Below are 15,702 nucleotides of genomic sequence, written 5' to 3'. Positions count from 1 at the left end.
TCGGTGCCTGACCTGCTGTTGATCGGCTCCGGCGGCTTCGCGCGGGAGACCGCCGAGGCCGTCGGGGCCGTCAACCGCGTGGCGCCGTCCTGGGACCTGCTCGGGTTCCTGGACGACGACCCGGCGCGCCAGGGGACGCTCGTCGACGGGCTGCCGGTCCTCGGGCCGACCAGCGCCGTGCACGACCACCCCGAGGCGCACGTGCTCGTCTGCACGGGGCGGCCGACGAACTACGTCAGCCGCCGGGCGATCGTCGAGCGCCTCGCGCTCGACGAGGACCGCCACCCGACGGTCGTGCACCCGATGGCCAGCGTCGGGGTCAGCTGCCGGGTCGGCGCGGGCTCGGTCCTGCTGGCCGGCGTCGTGCTGACCGCCGACGCGGTCGTGGGCCGCCACGTGGCGGTCATGCCGCAGGTCGTGCTGACCCACGACACGCGCGTGGACGACTGGTGCACGCTGGGCTCCGGCGTGCGCGTCGGCGGCGGCTGCCACATCGAGGAGAACGCCTACGTCGGCGCGTCGGTCGCGATCCGCGAGGGGCTGACGATCGGCGCGCGCGCGATGATCGGGATGGCCGCCGTGGTGACCGCCGACGTCCCGGCCGAGCGGCTCTGGTACGGCGCGCCGGCGCGCGACGAGGGCCGCGCGCCGCTGCCCGACGATCCTCGGCGCTGAGCGTCGCGGATCGGCCGATCCGCGCAGAAGCAGCGCATCGGGTCGACCGTTGATGGGGTGTATGGACACGGTCGCAGAAGACGAGGCGCCGCCGCAGCACGCGGTCAGCCGCGCGCCGCGCGCGCTCGCGCTGAGCTTCGTCAACGGCCTCGCGATGCGGCTGGGCACGCTGGGGATCGGCATCGCGCTGGCGCGCGTCGTCGGGCCCGAGCAGTTCGGGACCTACGCGGTCGCGCTGCTGGCGCTGACCGCCGCGCTGAGCTTCAACGAGCTGGGCGTCAGCCTGGCGATCGTGCGCTGGCCCGACGAGCCGGAGGCGATCGCGCCGACGGTGTCGGCGATCTCGATGGCGGCCAGCACGCTCATCGCGGCGATCGGCTTCCTGGTCGCGCCCGCGTTCGCGTCGGCGATGGGGGAGCCCTCCGCGACGTCGGTCGTGCGCGTCATGGCGGTCAGCGTGCTCATCAGCGGGACGGTCGCGACGCCCGCGGCGCTCCTGCAGCGCGAGTTCCTGCAGGAGAAGCGCATGCTCTGCGACCAGGTCAACACCTGGGGCGGGGCGATCTGCTCGCTGGCGCTGGCCATCGCCGGGATGGGCGCGATGAGCCTGGCGATCGGCCGGATCATCGGCAGCGGCGCGGCGATGGTGCTGTTCCTGCGCTACTCGCCGCTGCCCTTCCGGCTGCGGGTCGACCGCGACGTCGCCGGGCGGCTGCTGCGCTTCGGCCTGCCGCTGGCGGGCGCGTCGATCATCGTCTTCGCGATCAGCTTCGCCGACCAGATCGTCGTCGGCCGCGTCCTGGGCTCGACCGCGCTGGGCTTCTACCTGTTGGCCTTCAACCTCTCCAGCTGGCCGGTGCAGATGTTCTCCCAGCCGCTGCGCGCGGTGGCGCCGCCGACGTTCGCGCGCCTCCAGCACCGTCCCGAGGTGATGCACAAGACGTTCGGGAGCATCGTCGGGCTGCTCGGCGCGGTCACGTTCCCGGTCTGCCTGCTGCTGGCCGGCGCCGCCGAGCCGGTCATCCGCTTCGTCTACGGCGCCGACTGGACGCCCGCGTCCTCGGCGCTGCTGTGGCTGGGCATCATGGCCGCGTTCCGCATCCTCTTCGAGTTGGCCTATGACTACCTGGTCGTGGTCGGCGTCTCGCGCTCGATCTTCACGATCCAGCTGGTGACGCTCGTCGCGCTCGTCCCCGCGCTCGTCGTCGGCGCGCACACCTACGGGACGCCGGGCGTCGCCGCGGCGCAGGTCCTCGTCGCCGGCGTGGTCATGTTCCCGCTCTACCTGCGGCTCTTCCACCGCGCGGGGCTGGAGGTCCCGCGCGTGCTGGCCCGCCTGGCGCTGCCGGTGCTGGCGGCGGCCGGCGTCGGCGCCAGCGCGCTGGCGCTCGCCTCCGCGCTGCCGTCCGACGTGATCGCGCTGCTGGCCGGCGGCGGCGTCGCGCTGCTGGCGCTCGGCAGCCTCGTCTACCGCGACCGCGCCGAGCTGGCGCAGCTGCGCGGCTCGGCGCTGGCCGGCGCCGCCGTCCAGGAGCAGGCGCCGGCATGAGCGGCGCGGGCGCCGAGGCGGCGGCCGCGCTGGAGGCCAACGACGCGAGCCTCGGCGCGCTGATCGCGACGGCGCGGGAGCACCTCGCGCGCGGGCGCGACGACGCGGCCGCGGCGACCGGCCAGGCCGCCGCCCAGCACGCGTGGATGAACCACGCCGGACGCTTCGCCAGCCCGGAGCTCGAGGCGCTGCTGTCCGAGCTGGCCGACCGCTGCGCGCCGGCCGCGACCGCGCCGCGCGCCCCGCGCGCCGACCCCGACGACGTCCTGCACGTGCTCACGCAGTGCTACCCGACCGGCGGCTCGACGCGCGAGGTCGTGCGCTGGCTGGAGCAGGACGGCGACCGGGCGCACCGCATCTGCGTCACCCGCCAGGAGACGACGCCGATGCCCGCGTTCCTGACGGGCGAGGACGCCGTCGCGCGACCGATCCGCCTGGACACCGCGCGCGGCGGGCTGATGGCGCGGGCCGCGGCGCTGCGCGAGCTGGCGATGACCACCGACGTGGTGGTCCTGCACGTCCATCCCTACGACGTGGTCCCGGTGATCGCGCTGGCCGGGCGGCGGCGCCCGCCGGTCGTGCTGGTCAACCACGCCGACCACGTCTTCTGGCTGGGCGTGTCGATCTCCGACGCGGTCCTGCACATGCGCGACAGCGGGCGGCGGCTGGCCGAGACGCGCCGCGGGCTGCAGCCCGCGCGCTCGGCGGTGATGGCGCGGCCGCTGATGCCGCCGCGGCGGCGGCTGAGCCGGGAGGAGGCCAAGGCCCGGCTCGGCCTCGATCCCGGGACGGTCCTCCTGGCCACCGCCGCCGACGCCAGCAAGTACCGCCCGATCGGCGGCGACGCGTTCCTGGACCTCGTGACGCCGGCGCTGCTGCGCCACCCCGAGGCCGTGCTGATGGCGGCGGGCCCCGACGACGCGGGCGACTGGGCCGCGGCCTCCGCGCGCACGGGCGGGCGCGTGCGCGCGCTCGGGCGCCTGCCCTCGGTCGCGCCGCTGCACGAGGCCGCCGACGTCTACCTCGACTCGTTCCCGTTCTCGTCGCTGACCTCGCTGCTGGAGTCCGGCAGCGTCGGCAACCCCGCGATCACCTACCGCGGCCACCCGGAGGGCTGCGGCGTGCTGGGCGCCGACGTCCCCGGCGTCGACCCCTACATCTCGGCGCCCGCGGACGCCGCGGCCTACGACGCGGCGCTGGAGCGCGCGATCGGCGACGCCGGGTGGCGTCAGGAGATCGGCGCGCGGACCGCCGAGGCGATCTGGGACTCGCACACCGGCGCGGGCTGGCGCGCCGACGTCGACGCCGTCTACGCGCTGGCCGCCGAGCTGGCCGCGACGCTCGGGCCGCCCGCGCCGGGGCCGGCGCCGTTCGCCACCGCGCGGGTCGACGAGGTCGTCCGCGACGTGATGCTCCAGACGCCGTTCGCGCAGGGGCCCGACGCCGCGCTGATCGGGCACCTCGGCCTGATGCCGCCCGCCCAGCGCGCGGCGACCGCGCTGGCGCTGAGCCGCGCCGGCCACCGGCCGTCGCCGCGCGACCTCGTCTCCGAGTGGCTGCGGCCGCGGCTGGCCGACGCGCGCCGGTGGGTCGAGGCCCGCCGCGGCGTCGTCGATCCGGCCTAGGGTCGTGATTCACGACACCTAGCGCCAGTTCTCCAGCAGGTCGGCGTCGCCGACCTGGCGCACGACCCGGCCCGGGACGCCCATGACGAACCCGCGCGACGGGACGTCGGCGGTGACCACGGCGCCGGCGGCGACGAACGCCTCCTCGCCGACCTCGACGCCCGGCGTCAGCACGACGCCGCCGCCGATCCGGCACGCGCGCCGCAGCGTCGCGCCCCGCAGCCGGTAGCCGTCGTCGTGGCGGTTCATGGTGTCGTCGTTGGTCGTCATCGCGCACGGCCCGACGAACACGTCGTCCTCGACGACGCTGAAGCCCGTGATGTAGACCGAGGTCTGGATCCGCACGCGGTCGCCGATGACCACGTTGTTGTCGACCGCCGAGCCGCGGCCGACGACGGTCCCGGCGCCGACCGTCGTGTGCTCGCGGACGAACGCCTGGTCGCCGACGATCGAGCCGGCGCCGATGCGCGCCGAGGCGAAGACGATCGCCTGCGCGCAGATCGCCGCGCCGTCGCCGATGACCAGCGGCTCGTCGCCGACCGGGGCGGCGCCGCTGGTCGGGGCGAGCTTCGGGCGCTTGCCGAGGATCGCGCCGTCCTGGATGACGACGTCGTCGCCGATGACCACGCCGTCGTGGACGACGACGTTGGCGCCGAACGTGACGTTGGAGCCGACCTGCGCGGTTGGGCTGAGCGTGAGGTTCGTGGGAGCGGAGGCCATGGGCGCGGGACCCTACCGTCCGCGTTGCGCTTCGTTAAGGACGTACGAATTCCCGCCGCTTGCGGGCATACCCTCTGGACCGCCGTGCTGGTCGACGAGCGCTCCTCTGCCCTGAAGATCCCGACCGCGCCGTCCGGCACGGCGCTGGCTCGCGCGCGGGCGCACGGAGGCGTGGTGCTCGTCGGCGTCTCGCTGGCGATCGCCGCGCTGACGCTGCTGCTGCCCAGCGCGCCGACCTACGACCCGTGGTCGTGGATCATCTGGGGCCGCGAGATCGCGCACCTCGACCTCGTGACGACCGACGGCCCGTCGTGGAAGCCGCTGCCGGTCATCTGCACGACGATCTTCTCGTTCTTCGGCTCGTGGTCGCCGGACATGTGGCTGATCGTCGCCCGCGCGGGCGCGATCGCGTCCGTGGTCCTGGCCTTCCGCGTGACGCGCCGGATCGGTGGCGGCGTGGTCGGCGGGGTGATCGCCGCGGCCGCGCTGGCGATCGCGCCGTGGTGGATCCGCAACGCCGCGCTGGGCAACAGCGAGGGCCTGATCGTCGCGTTCCTGCTGGGCGCGATCGACCGCCACCTCGCGGGCGACCGGCGCGCCGCGTTCCTGCTGGCCGCCTGCGCCGGGCTGCTGCGCCCCGAGGCCTGGCCGTTCTTCGGGCTCTACGGGCTGTGGCTGATCTGGACGCGGTCGCTGTCGTGGAACCTGGTCGTCGGCGTCGGCGCCGGCGTCCTCGCGCTCTGGCTGCTGCCGGAGTGGTGGGGCTCGGGCGACTTCCTGCGCGCCGCCCACCGCGCCAAGAACGTCAACGCGGGCGCGCCGACCTACGCCGACAACCCGGTCAAGGCCGTCTTCCAGAACGCGGGCGACATGCTCACCGGGCCGTTGATCGTGGCGTTGGCCGCCGCGGCGGTCATGGTGACGGTCAAGCGCTCCAAGGCCATGGGGTGGCTGATCGTCATGGCGGTCGCCTGGCTGGGCCTGGTCGCCTACATGACCCAGGACGGCTTCTCGGGCAACCAGCGCTACCTGATCGCGCCGGTCGCGCTGCTGATGGTGCTCGGCGGCGCGGGGGCGGGCTGGGTCGTGCACGGCGTCCTGGACCGGCTCGGGACGCTCGGGACCCGGGCGGTGGTCGTCGCCCTGGTCGCCGCCGTCGCCGGCGTCGGCTTCATGGCCCCGAGCTTCGACCGCCTGGGCCCGACGTTCACCGGGCTGAAGTGGCAGGCCGACCTGGCCGACCAGCTGCCGGGCCTGATCTCGAAGGCGGGCGGGGCGGACGCCCTGAAGCGCTGCGGCAACCCCTACACCGGCCCGTTCCTCGTGCCGCTCGTCGCCTGGAACCTGCACCTGCACACCAAGCAGGTGAAGCTCGACCCGCGGACGCCCGCGGTCGTCTTCCGCGTCAAGACCACCAACCACACGCGCGGCGCGGCGCCGTCGCTGCGCAACGTGGGCGCGGGCCGCACGCTGGCGGCCAACGACAAGTGGCGGATCGTGGCGGCGTGCGGATGAGCGCCGTGGCCGACGCGCCCGCGCAGGCGCCCGCCACCGCCTCCGAGCCCGCCACGTCCTCGCCCACGCTGGTGCGCGCCGCCCGGCGCCACCCGTGGGCGCCGCGCGTCGTCGGCGTGCTGGCGATCATGGCGCTGTCGGTCTGGCTGCGCACGCACGCGCTGGACGCGAAGTTCTGGATCGACGAGGGCCTGTCGGTCGGCATCGCCCACCACGACCTGTGGCACATCCCCGGCGTGCTGCGCCAGGACGGCTCGCCGCCGTTGTACTACATGCTGCTGCACGTCTGGATGGGCGTCGTCGGCGGCGACGGCGAGTCCCGGACGCACGCGCTGTCGGTGCTCTTCGCGACGCTGACGATCCCGGCGGCGTGGGTCGCCGGGCGCCGGCTGTTCGGCGAGCGCGCGGCGTGGGCCAGCGCGGCGCTGTGCGCGACGCTCCCGTTCCTGACCTACTACGCGCAGGAGACCAGGATGTACGCCCTGGTCGCGCTGCTGGGGACGTGCGCCTCGGGCGCGTTCGCCATCGCCTACGGGCGCGGCGAGCGCTGGGCGATCCCGCTGTTCGGCGTGCTCACGGCGGCGACCGTGTACACGCACAACTGGGGCCTGTTCCTCGCGGTCGGGATGGGCGTCGCGTTCCTGGTGCTGCTGTGGACCACGCCGCCGGAGCGGCGCGGCGCGTTCTTCCGCGACGGGCTGCTGGGCTTCGGCCTGCTGTTGGCGCTGTACGCGCCGTGGATCCCGACGCTGCTGTTCCAGGCTCGGCACACGGGCGCGCCGTGGGCCGAGGCGCCGGACTTCGGCGGGCTGCTCACCGGGCTGCAGAACCTGGTCGGCGGCCTGGAGACCGCGCTGATGGTGTTCGTCGTCGGCATGGGCGGCGTCCTGACGCTGCGCCACGACCACCGCGAGCGCTGGCGCGCCGCGGTGGCGCTCGGCGTCGTGCTGGCCGTCGGGGTCGGGCTGGCGTGGCTGGCCTCGCAGGCCTCGCCGGCGTGGTCGACGCGGTACTTCAGCGTGTTCATCGGCCCGGCGCTGCTGCTGGCCGGCGCGGGCCTGACGCGCTTCGGCAAGGTCGGGCTGGTCGCGCTGGCGATCGCGCTCGTGCTGTGGTTCAACCCGCGCGAGCGCGCGATCCGCAGCAAGAGCGACGCCTACCGCGTGGCGACCACGCTCAAGCAGCAGGGGCTGGTCGCGCCGGGTGACCTCGTCGTCGCCGTGCATCCCGAGTACGGCCCGGTGATGCGCTACTACCTCGGCGGCGGCTACCAGTGGGCCGACGCCCTGGGCAAGGTCCGCGACGACCGCGTCTTCGACTGGCGCGACGCGCTGGCCCGCTTCAGGGCCGCCGGCCCGCGGCGCACGCTGGCCCAGCTGGAGCCGATGGTCCAGCCCGGGCAGCACCTGGTGCTGATCCTCCCGATCATCCGGACCGCGTCCTGGGGCGCGCCATGGACCGGGGAGATCCGCCGCCGCGCGCCGCAGTGGGAGCAGGCCGTCGACGCGGACGACCGCTTCATCCGCGTCAAGCCGGTCCCGCGCTTCGGCGACCACGCGCTGCCGCGCGGCGTGCGCGCGATCGTCTACCTGCGCAAGTAGCTCCCGCGCGCCCTCCGCGCGCGGGCCCTCCCAGACAACGCCCAGGCGGCGTTCAGGACGCGTTCAGCGGGCCCCGGGACCCTGCTGCGCATGCCTGCTGCTCCCTCACCGCGTCGCTTCGCCGCCGGCGCGCTGGCGTCGATGGTGGCGATCTTCGGCGTCCTGGCGCTGCGCCTGCACGACGGCGACGACCCCGGCATGGCGGCGACCAAGGCGGCCGCGCGGTCGACCACGACGGCGTCGGACCCGTCGTCGGCGACCGGGACGTCCTCGTCGTCGAGCGACCCCGGCTCGTCGACCTCGTCGTCTTCTTCCTCCTCCTCTTCCTCCGACCACGCCGGCGCGATGTCCTCCACGCCGTCGGCGTCCACCTCGGCGTCATGAGCGTCCTCGACGAGCGCTTCACGGTGATGGGCGCGCGCGGGCGGATCGTCCTGGCCGACCGCGCGCCGGGCGACGAGCCCTCGCCGCGCCTGCGCCGCGCCCACGCGGACGCCCGCGCGCGGCTGGACGACCTCGAGCGCCGCTGGACGCGCTTCGACCCGCGCTCGGACCTCAGCCGCCTCACCGACGACCCACGCGCCGTGCTGCCCGCCGATCCCGACGTCGGCGCGCTGGTGCGCGCGGGGGCGTGGGCGGGCCGGACCAGCGGCGGGCTGGTCGACATCACCTTGGGCGCCCAGATCGCCCAGGCGGGATACGACGGGCACTGGACGGGCTCCCCGGCCCCGTTGCCCGAGGCGCTGGCGGCCGCTCCGCCCCGAGCGGCCGCCTCGCCCGATCCCGCCGCGCGCTGGTCGCTGCTCGGCGCCGACCGCCACGCGGGCACGATCCGGCGCCCGCCGGGCGTGGCGCTGGACAGCGGCGGGATCGGCAAGGGCCTGGCGGCCGACCTGGTCGCCGCCCAGCTGGTCGGCCTGCGCTTCTTCGTGGACGTCGGCGGCGACGTGGCGTTCGGCTGCGGCGGGGCGGAGGCGCACGGGGTCGTCGTCGAGCATCCGCTGACCGGCGCGCCCGCGCACCGCCTGGCGATCGCCTCCGGCGGCGTGGCGACCTCGGGCCTGCACCGGCGGATCTGGCGCACGTCGGACCCGCCGGGCTTCGCCCACCACCTGCTGGACCCCGCGACCGGCCGTCCGGCGTGGACCGGCGTCCTGGCCGTGACCGCGGTCGGGCGCAGCGCGCTGGAGGCCGAGGTGCTGGCCAAGACCGCGCTGCTGCGCGGGCCGCGCGGCGCCCGGGCCACGCTCGCCGGCCAGGGCGGGGTGATCGTCGCCGAGGACGGCGCGGTCGCGGTCGTCCCCGCGCTGCGCGCGCTCGCGCGGAACGCCGTCCGGGAGCGGGCGGTGCCGGCATGACCTCGCTGAACCCCTTCCACTACACGTGGTGGCTGGCCTCGCGGTCGGCCGGGATCGTCGGCTTCCTCGCGCTCGGCGCGGTCGCCGTCCTCGGCCTGCTGAGCGCTCTGAAGGTCTTCTCGCCGAAGACCAATGCCCGGCTGCGGCCCTACCACGAGCGTCTGGCGCTCACCGGCCTGGGCGCGATCGCCGTCCACGGCACGCTGCTGCTCGCCGATCCGTGGCTGCATCCCGGCGTCAGCGGCATCCTGATCCCGTTCACGATGGGCTACCGCCCGCTGGCGACCGGGCTGGGGATCATCGCCTTCTACGCGCTCTGCGCCTTCGGCCTGTCCTACTACCAGCGGCGCCGCATCGGGGCCCGTCGCTGGCGCTCCGCGCACCGCTTCGCGTCGATCGCCTTCGTCCTGGGCGGCCTGCACGCGCTGCTGGCGGGCACCGACGCGAGGTCCCCGCTCCTGCTCGGCCTGATCCTCGGCCTCTTCGCCCTGGTCGGGATCCTCGGGGCGGCCCGCGCGCTGGGGGTCCCGGCGCCGCGTAAGAGGGCCGCAAGCGCTGCGTGAAGCTTTGTTAGGTCGCGTTAGCGGGAGGCCGGATTCGGACTCCCAGCGGGCAATGTGCAGGGTATGACGCTTGTCGACACACCGCCGACGCTGCCCACGAACGAGGACGACGGCCACGGGGACTCCCGTCCGTACGTCGTCATCGGTGGTGGCCCGGCCGGCCTGTCCGCCGGCTACCTGCTCGCCAAGGCGGGCAAGAAGGTCATCGTGTTGGAGGCCGAGGACCAGGTCGGAGGCCTCGCGAAGACCGTGGTCGACCCCGACGGGTACCGCTTCGACCTCGGCGGCCATCGCTTCTTCACCAAGAACAAGGAGGTCAACGACCTCTGGCTGGAGATCATGGGCGACGAGTTCCTGATGCGCCCGCGCATGTCGCGCATCTTCTGGCGCGGCAAGTACCTCGACTACCCGCTCAAGGGGACCGACGTCATCAAGAAGCTCGGTCCGGTCGAGCTCGTGCTGTGCGGCATGTCCTACCTGTGGGCGGCCGTCAAGCCCAAGGGCAAGGAGGAGACCTTCGAGGACTGGGTCTCCAACCGCTTCGGCAAGCGCTTGTTCAAGCACTTCTTCAAGTCCTACACCGAGAAGGTCTGGGGCGTCTCCACCAAGGAGCTGCGCGCCGACTGGGCCGCCCAGCGGATCAAGAACCTCAACTTCTTCTCCGCCGCCAAGGCCGCGTTCCTCGGCAACAAGGACGACATCACGTCCTTGATCGACAAGTTCCAGTACCCGCGCTACGGACCGGGCCAGATGTGGGAGATGATGACCTCCCGCATCGAGGAGATGGGCGGCGAGGTGCGGCTGAACTCGCCCGCGCAGCGCATCGACGTCGAGGACGGTCGCGTGGTCCGCATCCACACGCCGCAGGGCGTCATCGAGCCGCGCGGCACGGTGTCGTCGCTGCCGCTGCGCCACATGGTCGGCCTGACCTCGCCGGGCGCCCCGGCCGAGGTCCAGCAGGCCGCCCAGGGCCTGCGCTACCGCGACTTCCTGACGGTCGCGCTGGTGCTCGACGGCCAGGACCTGTTCCCCGACAACTGGATCTACATCCACGAGCCGGGCGTCCGCGTCGGCCGCATCCAGAACTACCGCTCGTGGTCGCCGTGGATGGTGCCGGACCCCGACACCGCCTGCGTCGGCCTGGAGTACTTCGCCTTCAAGGGCGACGACCTCTGGACGATGGACGACGACAAGCTCGTCGAGCTGGCCACCCAGGAGCTCGCGCAGCTCGGCCTGGCCAAGCCCGAGCAGGTCAAGCGCGGCTACGTCGTGCGCGTGCCGCTCGCCTACCCGATGTACGACGAGACCTACGCGCAGCGCGTCGAGACGATCCGCTCCTGGCTGGACCCGCTGACGGACTTCGTCCAGGTCGGCCGCAACGGCCTGCACCGCTACAACAACTCGGATCACTCGATGCTGTCGGCGATGCGCGCGGTGGACAACATCCTCCGCGGCACCGACCACGACATCTGGGCGGTCAACGTCGAGTCGGTCTACCACGAGGAGCAGACCGACGCCGACACCGAGCAGCCCTACGCCAAGCTGCCCAAGACGGTCTACGAGAACGAGCCGCTGGTCACCGAGGTGTAGCCCTCCAGCTCCATGTTTGTCGCCACGGGCGGCCGGGGTACGTCCCCGGCCGTGCGTGCAACACGACGGGCCGCCGGTGTTCGGGCGGCCCGTCGCCGTTAACGCCATAAGCGCCGCCGTCGTCCCCCGTTGAGGAGTCGTACTGCTCTCAACGCGCAAGGGACGTTCGACATGGTGCGGTGGATCCGGCGGCACACCACGTTCGCCAACGTGGTGGCGTGCGTGTGCCTGTACGACGGCGGCGTCGAAGCTGATCACCGGCAAGCAGGTCGAGGATCGGTCGCTGACGGCGGCCGACATCAAGAAGGGCTCGTTGACCGGCGCCGAGGTCGAGGACGGCTCGCTGAGCCCGGCCGACTTCAAGGGGTCGGTCGGCCGGATCCAGGGCGCGCCGGCGTGATCTCGACCCGGCCGGGCGTGACGCTCAACGCGCCGCACGGCGCCGACCGGGACGGCGACGGGGACCGCGATCGGCAAGGCCACGGAAGCGACGCGATCGAGATGCTGGTGTTCGCCCGCTGAGCGGGCCGCTCACGCCCGGACGGCGCTGAACCAGCGGCCGTCCATGAGGATCTCGGCTTCGCCGCCGCCGCCCAGCTCGGCGGCGAGGTCCGCGCCGCTGAGGAACCGCTTGAAGACGCGGTGGCGCGAGCCGTCGTTGAGGATCCGCTCCTCCCAGCGCTCCCGCTCGCCGTGCTCGCGGGGCGCGCTGTCGATCACGACCAGCTCGCCCGGCGCGACGCGGCGGGCCTCGGCGAGGAACGCGGCGCGCTCGGCGGGGACGAGATGGCCGTAGAAGTGGCCGGTCAGCACGCGGTCGAAGGCGCCGTCGGCGAAGGGGAGGGCGAGCGCGTCGCCGGTGAGCGCGAGGCCGCCGTCGCCGTCGCCGTCGCCGCCGCCGCGCTCCCGGAGCCGGTGCTGGGCGATCGCGACCATCGCGGGCGACCGGTCCAGCCCGACGACCAGGTCGCCGCGCAGGTGCCGCGTCAGGAAGGCGGTGCCGCAGGCGACGTCGAGCCCGACGAGCCGCTCGACCTCGTCGGCCCAGCCGGGACGGTCGCGCGTGGCGAAGCGCCCGGTGCCCTCGTACCACTCGTCGTACTCGGCGGCGCGGGCCTCGTAGTAGGCGTGGGTGTCGGCGTCGCGCGCGAAGGCCACGCTCGTCAGGTTACGCGTGCCCGACGAGGATCCCGACGACCGCGACGAGCACGCCGCCGAGCGTGACCTGGACGAGGCTGACCGGCAGCGGGACCGACATGAAGCGCTTGCGTACGTAGGCGATCGTGACCAGCTCGATCGCGACGACGACGTAGGCGACGGCCAGCGCGGTGGAGACGTTCCCGATCAGGAACGGCAGCGCGTGGAACGTGCCGCCGAGGAACGTCGCGCCGCCCGTGATGAGCCCGCGGGACAGCGACGAGCCGCGCCCGGTCACCGAGCCGTCGTCGGACAGGCCCTCGGAGAGGCCCATCGAGATCGCGGCGCCCAGCGCGGAGGCCAGGCCGACGAGCAGCGCGGCGCGCGAGCCCGCGAGGAAGGCGGCGGCGAAGATCGGCGCGAGCGTCGAGATCGTGCCGTCGATCAGCCCGACCAGGCCGGGCTGGATGCGCTGCAGGACGAGGCGGCGGCGCTCGGCGTCGGCGGCGTGGTCGGGTCCGACGCCCTTGGTGGAGGTGGGGAGATGGAGGACCTGTTCGCTCACGGGCTTCATACTACAAGCCACTAAAGATAAGGATGCCCTAACATGTGCCAGTGGGTATGAACGCCACCCGATCCCCCGAGCACGACCACGCCGAGGCCGACGCGCGCCTGGCCGCCGCGCTGCGCGAGCGCGGGCAGCGCGTCACGTCCCAGCGCCTGGTGATCGGCCGCCTGCTGCGCGAGCTGGACCGCCACGTCACGGCCGAGGAGGTCCTGCGCCGGGCCTCCGAGCAGCTGCCCGGCGTGTCGCTGCCGACGGTCTACGCGACGCTCGACCTGCTCGCCGAGCTGGGGGAGGCGCGCCGCGTCAGCGTCGGCGGCCCGGTCCTGTACGACCCGCGCACCGAGGATCACGCGCACCTGCGCTGCCGCTCCTGCGGCGCGGTCTTCGACGTCGACGTCCCGTTCGACACCGCGGTCGCGCTGCGCGCCGCCCGCGAGGCCGGCTTCGCGCCCGAGGCCGCCGAGGTCGTGGTCGAGGGGCTCTGCGCGGACTGCGCGGCCGCCGCGCGCGGCTAGTGTCGTGATTAATTAATTGGGTAGCAGCTTTCCGGGATGCTCGGCGGCGAGCGCCCGGAGGCGGCCGGCGAATGAATGAATCACGACACCAGCGGCGGGTCGTCGCTCAGTCGCCGCTGGGCAGCTCGGGCATCGACGGCGCCTCGGCCGGGGCGTCGCCCGCGTCGCCGGACTCGCCGTGCGCGTCCTCGTCGTCGCGCCCGCGCGGCATCCCGATCGGCAGCGTCAGGACGAAGTGCGCGCCGGCGCCGTCGGCCTGCGACCGCGAGGCCAGCGCCAGCTCGCCGCCCAGGCGCCGCGCCAGCTCGCGCCCGATCGCCAGCCCGAGGCCGAAGCCGCCCTCGCCACCGGTGCGCGAGCCGCGCTGGAAGCGCTCGAAGATCAGCTCGTGCTCGTCGAGCGGCACGCCCGGGCCGTGGTCGGCGACCTCGAGCGTCGCGCGGTCGCCGTGGTACTGCGCGGTCACCCGGATCGCCTCGCCGGACGGCGAGAAGCGCAGCGCGTTGTCGATGAGGATCCGGACCATCCGCGCGACCGCGCCCGGGTCGCCGGCGGCCCACACCGGGCCGGTCGGCGGGACGACGTCGATCGTCACGTCGCGGTCGCGCGCCCGCAGGGCGAACTCGGCGCCGACCGCCCGCGACAGCTCGCCGAGCTCGACCGGCTCGCGGCGCAGCTCGACGCCCGCGTCCAGGCGCGAGAGGTCCAGCAGCTCGGAGGCCAGGTTCGACAGGCGGCGCAGCTGGGCCTGGCCGCCGCGCAGGACGTCGGCGGCCTCGTCGGTGTCGAGGTGGCCGGCGTCCAGGTCCTCCAACAACAGCTCGAAGTTGCCCTGCAGCGAGGTCAGCGGCGTGCGCAGCTCGTGGCTGGCGGTGGCGACGAACGCGCGCCGCGCCTCCTCCTGGCGGCGCAGCGCCTGCTGCATCGCGGCCAGCGCGCGGGCGAGGTCGCCGATCTCGTCCATGTTGGGGTCCTGCGGCGGAGGCGGGGCGGCGATCCCGTCGCGCGCCAGCGCCAGCGCGCTGCGCCGCAGCCGTCCGAGGCGGCGCGCCAAGTAGGTGGACAACACGATGCCGAGCATCAGCGCGACGCCGAGCCCGATCACCGCGGCGGTCGCGAACGCGGAGCGGACGGTGTCCACGGCGCTGCCGCCGGGGTCCGACTTGATGACCATCAACGCGAACCACTGGTCGATGTCCGGGATGTCGCGCTCGACGTTGACGCCCTTGGCGTGCGGCGTGATCCCGAGTAGGACGCCCGTGCCGTCCTCCGAGGACGTGTCGCGTGTGCGGCCGTCGGCGATGATCTTGAGGAGGTCGTTCTTGTTGGGGTCGGTGACGCCCGAGTACGGGTAGACGTTCTCCTGCAGCGACGTGAACAGGCCGACGCGCGCGTCGGTGCGGCGCGAGAGCGTGTCCAGGATGCCGTTGACGTCGGAGTTGACGATGCCGTGCGACTCGCCCAGCGCGGCCTCCAGCTGGGGGCGCGTCGCGCGGGCGGCGGCGCTGACCGACTCGCGGCTCTGCTGGTCCAGCCGGTCCTGCAGCGGCGAGAGCAGCGCAAGCGCCGCCACGGCGAGCGTCACCACGCTCGTCGCCAGCAGGGCCAGCAGCAAGCGCGTCCGAAGCGTCACCGCTGCCCGCCCCTCAGCGGTCCCGGAACCGGTAGCCCGCGCCGCGGACCGTCAGGATCAACTTGGGGTCCTGCGGCTCGGACTCGAGCTTCTCGCGCAGGTGCCGGATGTGCACGTCGATCGCGCGCGGGTCGCGGTAGGCGCTATCGCCCCAGATCGCGCGCAGCAGCTCTTGGCGGTTGAGCAGCCGGCCGGGGTCGGTCATCAGCGCGTCGAGCAACTCGAACTCCGAGAACGTCAGCCGCACCGGCCGGCCCTCGAAGGTGACCTCGCGTTGGGCGCGATCGAGCACGATCGGGCCGACGCTGAGGACCTCGTTGCCCATCGCGCGCGTCCCGGCTCGCCTGAGCACCGCGCGGATCCGGCTGCGGAGCTCCGCCAGCCCGAACGGCTTCGTGACGTAGTCGTCGGCGCCCGCCTCGAGCCCGAGGACAGCGTCGGCCTCGGAATCGAGTGCGGTCAGCATGATGATCGGGACGACGTTGCGGCGGCCGCGCAGCGTGCGGCACACCTCGTATCCGTCCGGTCCCGGCCCGAGCGCCACGTCGAGCAGGATGATGTCCAGGGCCTCAGAGCCCGCCCGCTCGATCGCCTCGATCCCGTCGGCGACCGCCTGGACGCGATGGCCCTCGCGTGAGAACGACCGGGTCAGC

Annotated in this window: 16 protein-coding genes; 11 read left to right on the top strand and 5 right to left on the bottom strand. The window is 74.1% G+C overall.

Going from position 1 to position 15,702, the window contains the following annotated elements; all coding sequences use genetic code 11:
• The first annotated feature begins 3 nt into the window (after positions 1 to 3).
• The 3 genes from VFG42_RS15680 (at position 4) to VFG42_RS15670 (ending at position 3,849) form a co-directional block, all read left to right on the top strand.
• Positions 4 to 675: an acetyltransferase gene (locus VFG42_RS15680; protein WP_324909694.1), complete on the top strand. Its 672-nt coding sequence runs from the start codon at positions 4 to 6 to the stop codon at positions 673 to 675.
• A gap of 61 nt (positions 676 to 736) precedes the next feature.
• A complete protein-coding gene (locus VFG42_RS15675) occupies positions 737 to 2,224 on the top strand; it encodes an oligosaccharide flippase family protein (protein ID WP_324909692.1) in 1,488 nt (495 codons plus the stop codon).
• Entirely contained in the window at positions 2,221 to 3,849 is a 1,629-nt protein-coding gene (locus VFG42_RS15670; protein WP_324909691.1) for a hypothetical protein, read from the top strand. Before VFG42_RS15675 ends, VFG42_RS15670 begins: the two co-directional genes overlap by 4 nt.
• A gap of 18 nt (positions 3,850 to 3,867) precedes the next feature.
• Here VFG42_RS15670 and VFG42_RS15665 read toward each other — a convergent pair whose 3' ends face one another.
• Complete coding sequence (locus VFG42_RS15665; protein WP_324909690.1) at positions 3,868 to 4,569, bottom strand: acyltransferase; 702 nt, start codon at positions 4,567 to 4,569, stop codon at positions 3,868 to 3,870.
• Positions 4,570 to 4,653: 84 nt separating this feature from the next.
• On the opposite strand from VFG42_RS15665, the gene VFG42_RS15660 reads away from it, so the two are divergent.
• The 7 genes from VFG42_RS15660 (at position 4,654) to VFG42_RS15630 (ending at position 11,718) form a co-directional block, all read left to right on the top strand.
• Positions 4,654 to 6,084: a hypothetical protein gene (locus VFG42_RS15660; protein WP_324909689.1), complete on the top strand. Its 1,431-nt coding sequence runs from the start codon at positions 4,654 to 4,656 to the stop codon at positions 6,082 to 6,084.
• On the top strand, positions 6,081 to 7,685 hold the full coding sequence (locus tag VFG42_RS15655; RefSeq protein ID WP_324909688.1) for a glycosyltransferase family 39 protein: 1,605 nt from the start codon (positions 6,081 to 6,083) through the stop codon (positions 7,683 to 7,685). The genes VFG42_RS15660 and VFG42_RS15655 overlap by 4 nt, the downstream gene beginning before the upstream one ends.
• Positions 7,686 to 7,775: 90 nt before the next feature.
• Positions 7,776 to 8,069, top strand: a complete 294-nt coding sequence (locus VFG42_RS15650; RefSeq protein WP_324909687.1) for a hypothetical protein — start codon at positions 7,776 to 7,778, stop codon at positions 8,067 to 8,069.
• Entirely contained in the window at positions 8,066 to 9,043 is a 978-nt protein-coding gene (locus tag VFG42_RS15645; protein ID WP_324909686.1) for an FAD:protein FMN transferase, read from the top strand. Before VFG42_RS15650 ends, VFG42_RS15645 begins: the two co-directional genes overlap by 4 nt.
• The gene (locus tag VFG42_RS15640) at positions 9,040 to 9,606 is read left to right on the top strand and encodes a hypothetical protein (RefSeq protein ID WP_324909685.1); all 567 of its coding nucleotides are present in this window, start codon (positions 9,040 to 9,042) and stop codon (positions 9,604 to 9,606) included. The genes VFG42_RS15645 and VFG42_RS15640 overlap by 4 nt, the downstream gene beginning before the upstream one ends.
• A gap of 63 nt (positions 9,607 to 9,669) precedes the next feature.
• The gene (locus VFG42_RS15635) at positions 9,670 to 11,196 is read left to right on the top strand and encodes an NAD(P)/FAD-dependent oxidoreductase (protein ID WP_324909684.1); all 1,527 of its coding nucleotides are present in this window, start codon (positions 9,670 to 9,672) and stop codon (positions 11,194 to 11,196) included.
• A 396-nt stretch (positions 11,197 to 11,592) separates the two neighbouring features.
• Entirely contained in the window at positions 11,593 to 11,718 is a 126-nt protein-coding gene (locus VFG42_RS15630) for a hypothetical protein (RefSeq protein WP_324909683.1), read from the top strand.
• Positions 11,719 to 11,727: 9 nt separating this feature from the next.
• Here VFG42_RS15630 and VFG42_RS15625 read toward each other — a convergent pair whose 3' ends face one another.
• Together VFG42_RS15625 and VFG42_RS15620 are read right to left on the bottom strand one after the other, a co-directional pair.
• A complete protein-coding gene (locus VFG42_RS15625) occupies positions 11,728 to 12,354 on the bottom strand; it encodes a class I SAM-dependent methyltransferase (protein ID WP_324909682.1) in 627 nt (208 codons plus the stop codon).
• Positions 12,355 to 12,364: 10 nt separating this feature from the next.
• Positions 12,365 to 12,907 (bottom strand): VIT family protein, encoded by a 543-nt coding sequence (locus tag VFG42_RS15620; RefSeq protein ID WP_414642396.1) that lies wholly within the window; start codon positions 12,905 to 12,907, stop codon positions 12,365 to 12,367.
• Between the two features lie 47 nt (positions 12,908 to 12,954).
• Here VFG42_RS15620 and VFG42_RS15615 point away from each other — a divergent pair, with 47 nt between their 5' ends.
• Positions 12,955 to 13,416, top strand: coding sequence for a Fur family transcriptional regulator (locus VFG42_RS15615; protein ID WP_324909680.1), 462 nt, complete (start codon positions 12,955 to 12,957; stop codon positions 13,414 to 13,416).
• Positions 13,417 to 13,522: 106 nt separating this feature from the next.
• On the opposite strand, the gene VFG42_RS15610 is transcribed toward VFG42_RS15615, so the two are convergent.
• Together VFG42_RS15610 and VFG42_RS15605 are read right to left on the bottom strand one after the other, a co-directional pair.
• Complete coding sequence (locus VFG42_RS15610; RefSeq protein WP_324909679.1) at positions 13,523 to 15,049, bottom strand: HAMP domain-containing sensor histidine kinase; 1,527 nt, start codon at positions 15,047 to 15,049, stop codon at positions 13,523 to 13,525.
• A 13-nt stretch (positions 15,050 to 15,062) separates the two neighbouring features.
• On the bottom strand, positions 15,063 to 15,701 hold the full coding sequence (locus tag VFG42_RS15605) for a response regulator transcription factor (RefSeq protein ID WP_324909678.1): 639 nt from the start codon (positions 15,699 to 15,701) through the stop codon (positions 15,063 to 15,065).
• Position 15,702: the final 1 nt, after the last annotated feature.

Source organism: Baekduia sp. (genome assembly GCF_035685985.1).
Classification (GTDB): domain Bacteria; phylum Actinomycetota; class Thermoleophilia; order Solirubrobacterales; family Solirubrobacteraceae; genus Baekduia.
This window is presented reverse-complemented; position numbering and strand designations above follow the sequence as displayed.

Bases quoted from the DNA above. Each gene is read 5' to 3' on its own strand.
- VFG42_RS15675 (WP_324909692.1), top strand. From the start codon at position 737: ATGGACACGGTCGCAGAAGACGAGGCGCCGCCGCAGCACGCGGTCAGC.
- VFG42_RS15670 (WP_324909691.1), top strand. From the start codon at position 2,221: ATGAGCGGCGCGGGCGCCGAGGCGGCGGCCGCGCTGGAGGCCAACGAC.
- VFG42_RS15665 (WP_324909690.1), bottom strand. From the start codon at position 4,569: ATGGCCTCCGCTCCCACGAACCTCACGCTCAGCCCAACCGCGCAGGTC.
- VFG42_RS15655 (WP_324909688.1), top strand. From the start codon at position 6,081: ATGAGCGCCGTGGCCGACGCGCCCGCGCAGGCGCCCGCCACCGCCTCC.
- VFG42_RS15650 (WP_324909687.1), top strand. From the start codon at position 7,776: ATGCCTGCTGCTCCCTCACCGCGTCGCTTCGCCGCCGGCGCGCTGGCG.
- VFG42_RS15645 (WP_324909686.1), top strand. From the start codon at position 8,066: ATGAGCGTCCTCGACGAGCGCTTCACGGTGATGGGCGCGCGCGGGCGG.
- VFG42_RS15640 (WP_324909685.1), top strand. From the start codon at position 9,040: ATGACCTCGCTGAACCCCTTCCACTACACGTGGTGGCTGGCCTCGCGG.
- VFG42_RS15635 (WP_324909684.1), top strand. From the start codon at position 9,670: ATGACGCTTGTCGACACACCGCCGACGCTGCCCACGAACGAGGACGAC.
- VFG42_RS15620 (WP_414642396.1), bottom strand. From the start codon at position 12,907: ATGAAGCCCGTGAGCGAACAGGTCCTCCATCTCCCCACCTCCACCAAG.
- VFG42_RS15615 (WP_324909680.1), top strand. From the start codon at position 12,955: ATGAACGCCACCCGATCCCCCGAGCACGACCACGCCGAGGCCGACGCG.